The sequence below is a fragment of the Methylobacterium sp. WL9 genome (assembly GCF_008040035.1).
Lineage (GTDB): Bacteria > Pseudomonadota > Alphaproteobacteria > Rhizobiales > Beijerinckiaceae > Methylobacterium > Methylobacterium thuringiense.
This window is the reverse complement of sequence record NZ_VRVE01000044.1, coordinates 26,056-33,724: the sequence shown is the minus strand read 5'-3', so window position 1 is coordinate 33,724 and position 7,669 is coordinate 26,056. Positions and strand designations below refer to the sequence as shown.

The 7,669-nt window shown below is 70.2% G+C and carries 5 protein-coding genes; 1 reads left to right on the top strand and 4 read right to left on the bottom strand.

Features of this window, described 5'->3' with window-relative positions; genetic code table 11:
• Positions 1-427, top strand: a 427-nt coding sequence (locus FV217_RS13855) for a phosphopantothenoylcysteine decarboxylase (RefSeq protein ID WP_281407167.1), incomplete at its 5' end; no start/stop codon positions are given.
• A gap of 159 nt (positions 428-586) precedes the next feature.
• Here the strand turns inward: FV217_RS13855 and FV217_RS13850 are convergent.
• The 4 genes from FV217_RS13850 to FV217_RS13835 all read right to left on the bottom strand — a co-directional run bounded on the left by FV217_RS13850 (position 587) and on the right by FV217_RS13835 (position 7,582).
• Positions 587-1,768, bottom strand: a complete 1,182-nt coding sequence (locus FV217_RS13850; protein WP_147817764.1) for a GGDEF domain-containing protein — start codon at positions 1,766-1,768, stop codon at positions 587-589.
• A 145-nt stretch (positions 1,769-1,913) separates the two neighbouring features.
• Positions 1,914-3,035: an HD domain-containing phosphohydrolase gene (locus tag FV217_RS13845; RefSeq protein WP_238231952.1), complete on the bottom strand. Its 1,122-nt coding sequence runs from the start codon at positions 3,033-3,035 to the stop codon at positions 1,914-1,916.
• Between the two features lie 174 nt (positions 3,036-3,209).
• Complete coding sequence (locus FV217_RS13840; protein ID WP_147817763.1) at positions 3,210-6,347, bottom strand: efflux RND transporter permease subunit; 3,138 nt, start codon at positions 6,345-6,347, stop codon at positions 3,210-3,212.
• Between the two features lie 11 nt (positions 6,348-6,358).
• Positions 6,359-7,582, bottom strand: coding sequence for an efflux RND transporter periplasmic adaptor subunit (locus tag FV217_RS13835; protein ID WP_147817762.1), 1,224 nt, complete (start codon positions 7,580-7,582; stop codon positions 6,359-6,361).
• Between the last annotated feature and the right edge of the window lie 87 nt (positions 7,583-7,669).

Genomic DNA, 7,669 nt, shown 5'->3' with positions numbered 1-7,669 from the left:
CATCGCGGTGTTCGCCGCCGCCGTCGGCGACTGGCGCCCGGCGGAGGCCCGCGACGGCAAGATCAAGAAGGACGGCGCCGCCGTGCCCCCGCTCGCCCTCGTCGAGAATCCCGACGTCCTCGCGACCATCGCCCGGCGCAGCGAGGGCCGCCCGCCCCTCGTCGTCGGTTTCGCCGCCGAGACCGACACGGTGCTCGAGAACGCTCACAGGAAGCTCGCGAAAAAGGGCTGCGACCTGTTGGTGGCCAACGACGTCTCGCCTGCGGGCGGCGTGATGGGCGGGTCCGACAACACCGTGCATCTCGTCTCCCGCGATGGCGGCGTCGAGACCTGGCCCAAGCTCGACAAGGACGAGGTCGGCCGGCGGCTGGTGGCGCGGTTCGCGGAACTGCTCGCTTTACGGAACGGGGCGGGTTCCGGGCGGTAGCGGCCGGTTCCGCCGAGCGGGTTGCCCGTGCCGCGTCCCGGTGCATGCCCCGTCGCGCATCCTGGCGCATACCGGGACTTTCCCGGTCGGCATGGCGCGGCCGCCGCGATCGGGCCTCCCGGGCGTTGACGTCGTGGTTGTATCGGCGGCTGGCGCGGGTCAGGCCGAGCGGCGGGATTCGGACGGCTCGGCGGCGTCGCGGCCCTTGCGGGTCGCGAGCGTGCAGAGGCCCTTGCCCATGGATTTCGAGCGGTAGAGCGCCCGGTCGGCGGCCTGGAGCAGGCTCGACATGTCCTCGCCGTGGTCCGGGCGCTGGGCGATGCCGATGCTGACGCCGATCTGCGCAGGCGCGTCGGGGCCGCAGGCATAGGGTTCCGAGATCCGCGCGATCAGGCGTTCGCCGAGGCCGATCAGGTCCGCGCGGCCCCTGCCCTCGCTCAGCACCACGAACTCGTCGCCGCCGATCCGCGCCACGAGATCGCCGAAGGCCGTCTCCTCGCGCAGGCGGTCGGCGACCATCTGCAGGAGCCGGTCGCCCACGACATGGCCATGGGTGTCGTTGACGGCCTTGAAGCCGTCGAGGTCGAGAAAGAGCAGTCCGACCGGTCCGCGCGGGATGGCCTGCATCGTCGCCATCGCTGCGCTGAGGCCGGAGCGGTTCGGCAGGCCGGTGAGAGCGTCGTGGTGGGCGCGAAACCCGTTCTCGCGCTCGGCCCGCATCGTCGTGACCATCATCCGGTTGAGCTTGTGCGCCGCCATGGTCATGGCCAGCATGTAGAACGGCAGCTGCAGGAAGCTGAGATACAGGATCGGCTCGCCGGCGATGGCGGCCCCGATGCAGATCGGCCCCAGCGTCAGGGCGATCATCATCGCCGTGAGCCGCGGCGCCGCGAAGTTCCGGAAGCAGGTTCCGCCCACCATGCCGGCCGCCGAGAGGCAGGAGAGCGTCGTGGCGACCCAGTCGCCGCTTTCGAGGCAGACCAGGGCGCCGACGCCGAGGCTCAACGACCAGGCCAGGGCCAGCAGCAGGGAGACGTCCGTCGGCGTGCTGCGTCCGGCCGCGGCGGCGCGGCGCGCGGCGATCAGGACGACCAGCCGGATCAGGCAGATCGCGACCTCGAACGAGACCCAGGCGAGGACGTGCGGGTGGGGGATGCGGAACGCGATCAGCACCGCCACGCCGATGGTGTTGGCAACGCCGCCCAGGAAGATCGGCAGCGTTCCGTAGAGGCTGCCGATGAGGGCGACCCGGATGTCCTGCGGGACGTCGCGACCGGCATCCGCGAGCCAGCGCGTGAAGCGCCAGCGTGGCAGGCTGTAGGTCAGGGGATTGTCGCGCATGAAGAACCGGGGCAGGCGTGGATACGGCTCTAAGCCTCTGCTTCGACACGCTTTCCTTCGAGGGGCCGGCATCCGCCCGGCCGGAAAGCGCGCTAGACGCGGAATCCACCGCCTGACGTCTCCCGCCAACCTATCCGCCCATTCGTTACGGAATGGTTTGTTCGACGCCAGCGCTACCCTCGGTTGCGATACGGTCATCGCCCCCGGCCCGGAGGATGACCGGGGCGTAGGCGCGCAACAGGTCCGCATCGAGCTGCCCCGCCATGCCGTCCATCAACCGCCAAGCCTGCCCCCCGGAGAGCGCCGGGCGGTAGGCGCGCCGCTCGGTCAGGGCGGAGTGTACGTCGCAGATCGCCACTAGGCGCACGAGGTCGCCGATGGCGTCTCCCCTGAGGCCGTCGGGGTAGCCGCTGCCGTCGAGGCGCTCGTGGTGATGCCGGACCACGTCGAGAATGGTCGCGTCGTAATCGCCATCCTGCGCGAGCAAGTCGGCGCCGATCACGGGATGCTCGCGCATCACCCGCATCTCGTCCGGGGTCAGCGGTCCGGGCTTGTCGAGGATCGCGGCCGGTATGTGTGCCTTGCCGATATCGTGGAGCAGCGCGGCCTGGGCGAGGCGGTGGCGATCGCGGCGGCCGAGGCCGAGTTCCGCGGCGAAGGCGGCGGCGAATCCGGCGACGCTGAGGGAATGCTGGTACACGCCGATGTGATGCTGGCGCAGCCGGTCGAGCCAGGCGTGGATGCCGGCTTCCGAGACGGCGGCGAGTACGATCTCGGTGCCCTCTTCCACTTCAGACACGCTCGGGGATCGGCCGGCTGCGGCAGCATCGAACAGGCCGGTGACGAGGGTCGTGGCGGTCTCGACCCGGACCGCGAGCCTCGCGCCGGTCGATCCGGCGGCCTTCGCATCGTCGAGGAGTTTCAACAGAATCGAGACGATGCCGGCCGAGCGCGAGCCCGCCGCGATCACCGTAGGAGAGCCGAAGCGGCGGCTCCCTTCGGCGCCTTCGCCATGGTGGGCGACGTAGAGACAGGGAACGGTCTCCGTCCGCGTACGCCGGGTCAGCGCCTCGCCCCAGGCGCTCTCGGGCAGACCGTCGGCGAGATCGACCAGGAAGGCGAGCGGCGTGCGCGCGGGCAGTGCCCGCCCCGGCTCGATCACCCGGCAGGGCCGGATCAGGCCGATCGCGCTCGCGAGCCTGTCGGCCCGCTCGCGACGGTCCGAGACGAGGAGGACGCAAGGTTCCTGCATGGGGCCGTCAGACATGGAGCCGTCAGACATGGGGCCGTCATACGCCCATTCGCCCCGGAGCCTGGACGGGACGTCGGATCCGCTTGGGTGAGGGGCAGAATAACCCGGGCTGGTTTCCGAACCATCAACGCTGCGACGCATCGTCTCGTCAGAGATGACACCTCGGCAGCCCAGTCTTGGCAAGCGGGTCTACTCCGCCGCTATGCGCGGTCCATAGACTCCCGGCTCGTTCGCGGCTTGGCCCGGCGGCACGTAGCCGATCTCGTCTTCCGGGTCGTCGCGCTCGCCGACGAAGCGGGCGAACAGGCGCACGAACAGGCGCGACAGGTCGTCGACCAGGATGAAGATCGCCGGCACGAAGATCAGCGACAGGCCGGTCGAGACGATCAGCCCGCCGATCACCGCCACCGCCATGGGGGCACGGAACTCGCCGCCGATGCCCAGCGCCATGGCGGACGGGACCATGCCGGCGGCCATGGCGATCGTGGTCATCACGATGGGTCGGGCACGCTTGCGACCGGCATCGGTGATCGCGGTGACGCGGTCGACGCCCCGCGCCATCTCCTCGATGGCGAAGTCGACGAGCATGATCGCGTTCTTGGTCACCACGCCCATCAGCATCAGGATGCCGATGACGACCGGCATCGAGATCGGCATGTGGCAGATCAGCAGGCCGAGGATCGCGCCGCCGATGGAGAGCGGCAGCGAGAACAGGATGGTGAGCGGCTGCAGGAAGTTGCCGAACAGCAGCACCAGCACGCCGAACACCATCATCAGGCCGGCGCCCATGGCCATGGCGAAGCCGCCGAAGACCTCGCCCATGATCTCGGCGTCGCCCGTCTGCTTGATGGTGACGCCCTCGGGCAGGTTCTGCGCGGCTGGCAGGGCCATGACTTGGTCGATCAGTTCGCTCAGCGCATCCGAGCCCATCAGGTCGGCCTCGATCGCCACGCGCACCTGGCGGTCGTAGCGGTCGATCGCGGTGGGGCCGCGCCCCAGCGTGATGTCGGCCACCGTGGCGAGCGGCACGGCGGCGCCGGCCTTCACCGGAACCTTCAGGGCGCCGAGCTCCTCGAGCTTGCCGCGCAGGGAATCCGGGAACTGTACCCGGATCGGCACCTGCCGGTCCTTGGCGTTGAACTTGGCGAGGTTGGCCGCGATGTCGCCGATCGTGCCGACGCGCACCGTCTCGGCGATGAGGTCGGTCGAGACGCCGAGATCGGCCGCGATGCCGGGCTTCGGGCTGATGCGGATCTCGGTGCGGTCGAGGGGCGCGGTCGACATCACGTTGACGAGGTGCGGCACGCCCGCCGCCTCGCGCTGCAGTCGCGCGGCGATCTCGGTGACGACGTCCTTGTCGTTGCCGGCGACGATCAGGGCGAATTCGCGCTGGCCGCCTTCCTGCAGCGCCCAGAACCGGATGTCGGGCACCTCGCGCAGGATTTCGGCGATCCTGCCGTCGACCTGCTTCTGCGTGAGATGGCGCTCGTTCTTCGGGGTCAGGTTGATGGTCAGGCTCGCGAGCCGGACCTCCTTCTTGCCCGGAAGCTGGCGACCGCCGTCGACGAAGACGGAGCGGACCTCGGGCATCTTGCGGATGGTCTCGACGATCTCGTCGGTGACGCGCCTTGTGTCGTCGAGCCTGGCGCCCGGCGGCAGTTCGACCACGAACATCGTGCGGGCCGCGTCCTCGGCCGGGATGAAGCCCGCCGGCAGCAGCCCGGCGGACATGATCGAACCGGCGAAGCAGACGAGGCCGAGGAAGAGCGTGATGAACTTGTGCCGCACCGACCAGGCCACCACGCGGCCATAGGCGCGCAGCACCGGGCCCTCGTGCTCCTCGTGGCCGGAATCGCGCAGGAAGTAGGCGGCGAGCAGCGGCGTCAGCAGGCGGGCGACCAGCAGCGACATGAACACCGCCACCGCGATGGTGAGCCCGAACTGCTTGAAATACTGCCCGGCGATGCCCGGCATGAAGGAGACGGGCGCGAAGATCGCGATGATGGTCGCCGTGATCGCGATGACCGCGAGCCCGATCTCGTCGGCCGCCTCGAGCGCCGCGCGGAACGGGGATTTGCCCATGCGCATGTGCCGGACGATGTTCTCGATCTCCACGATCGCGTCATCGACGAGGATGCCGGTCACCAGCGTGATCGCGAGCAGGCTGACCGCGTTCAGCGAGAAGCCGAGCGCGCTCATCGCCCAGAAGGTCGGCAGCACCGAGAGCGGCAGCGCGATCGCCGCGATCAGGGTGGCGCGCATGTCGCGCAGGAACAGGAACACCACGACGACGGCCAGCGCCGAGCCTTCCAGCAGCGCCATCATCGCCGAATGGTAGTTGCCGATCGTGTTGACGACGCTCGTGTCGAGGATGTCGAAGTGCACGCCCGGATTGGCCTTGTGCAACTCCTCGATCTTCGCCGCGACGTTCACCGAGACCTCGGCGTCGGAGGCGCCGCTCGATCGCGAGATAGCGAAGCCCACCACCGGCTCGCCGTTGAAGCGGGCGAAGGTGCGCGGCTCCTCGGCCGAGTCGACGAGGGTCGCCAACTCGTCGAGCCGGACCTTGCGGCTGTTCGGGAGCACGATGGACGTGGCCGCGAGCGTCTCTAGGCTCGCCGAGGCGCCGAGCGTCCGGATCGACTGTTCGCCGCCCCCGAGCTCGCCGCGCCCGCCCGCCATGTCGGCGGAGGTCAGGCGCACCTGACGGTTCACGTCGGCCGCGGTGATGCCGAGCGCCAGCAGCCGGTCGGGCTTCAGGGTGATGCGGATCTCGCGCGCCACGCCGCCGAGACGCTCGACCCCGCCGACGCCCTTCACGCCCTGGACCTGGCGCGCGACCACGTCCTCGACGAACCAGGACAGGTCCTCGGGCGTCATCGCAGGGGCCGAGGCGCCGTAGACCATGATCGGCAGGCCGGCGATCTCGACGCGCTGGATGATCGGCTCGTCGATCGTGCGCGGCAGGTTGATGCGGATCTTCGAGATCGCTTCCTTCACGTCGTTGACGGCGCGATCCTGGTTCACCTCCAGGCGGAATTCGATCGTCGTCGTCGAGACACCCTCGGCGATGTTGGAGATGACGTGCTTGACGCCCTTCACGCCCGAGACCGCGTCCTCGACCCACTTGGTGACCTGGGTCTGAAGCTCTGAGGGGGCGGCGCCGGACTGCGTGATCGTCACCGAGACGATCGGAATGTCGATGTTCGGGAAGCGCGTGATCGGCAGGGAGCGGAAGCTGACGAGCCCCAGCACCGTCAGGACCATGAACAGGACGAGCGGCGAGATCGGGTTTCGGATCGCCCAGGCGGAGACGTTGAGGCGCATGGTCGATCGCCTCAGCGTTTGCCGGACACGGCGTCGGCGGCGGCCTGCGCCGCAGCTTGTGCCGTCTTGGGCGGCACCGGCCTGACCCGGTCGCCGTCGCGCAGGAACGAGCCAGCGCGAGAGACCACGACGTCGCCCGCGCTCAATCCGGAGCGGATCTCCGTCAGGCCCTCGGCCGACAGGCCGGTGGCGACCTTGCGCGCCTCGACCCGGCCGTCCCTGACGACGAGGACGCTCGCGGTGCCGTCGGCGGCGTAGAGCACGGCCGCGAGCGGCACCGAGGCGCCGGTGCGGCGGGCGACTTCCACCGTGCCGCGGGCGAAGGCGCCGATATGCAGGGCCGGATCGGGATCGAGGCTGATGCGCACCTTGCCGAGCCGCGTCTGCCGGTCGACCTCCGGGTAGATGCGTCGGACGCGACCGCCGAGCGAGCGGGTCTCGTCGAGGGCGAGCCGGGCCGGGTTGCCGGGGGAGAGGCGCGGCAAAGCCGTCTCGGGCACTTCGCCCTCCAGCTCGATCTCGCCGCGGGCGATCAGCCGGAACAGCGGCTCGCCGACGGCCGTCGCGGTGGCGCCGATGCGCGCCGTGCGGCGGTTGACGATGCCGGCCTCGGGCGCCCGGATCTCGGTGCGGGCCCGGCGCAGCGCGATCTCCTTGGCCTGCGCCCGCGCGGTGGCGAGATCGGCCTTGGCCCCGTCGAGACCGCCCTTCGCCGCCGCCAGCCGGCCCTCGGCGCCCTGGGCCGTCGAGACGCGCTGCTCCAGCGTCACCGCCGTGGCATTTCCCGTCTTCACCAACGACTGCGCGCGCTCCAGGGCCTGCTTCGCTTCGACGTTGGCGGCCTCCATCTGAACGATCTGGCTCCGAGCCTGGATGATCGCGGCCTCGGCGCGGGCGATCGCCGCGACGTTCGAGGCCTCCGAGGTCTCGATCATCTCCATGGAGAGGCGGGCGAGCACCTGGCCCTTGGCGACCGTGTCGCCCTCCTCCACCAGGAGTTCGGTGATTCGCAGGCCCTCGACCTCCGGCGCCACCAGGATTTCGTCGCGCGGGACCAGCGTGCCGGTGACCACCGCACGCTCGACGATCTCGCGGGTCTCGACCGGCACGACGCTCACGGCGGGCAGCAGCGTGGCCGGATCCGGCACGGTCGCCGGCTCGGCCGCGAGGGCGTGCGCGCAGGCGGTTGCCAGCAGAGCCGCCGTGAGCAGAGGGAGGAATCGGGTCTGGGTCATCGCTATGCTTCGCTCACGGGCACCCCGCGCCAGCCTTTCGTTCCGCCTCAGACCGGCGTTTTCAAGGCGTGACCGTGTCGTGCCTTG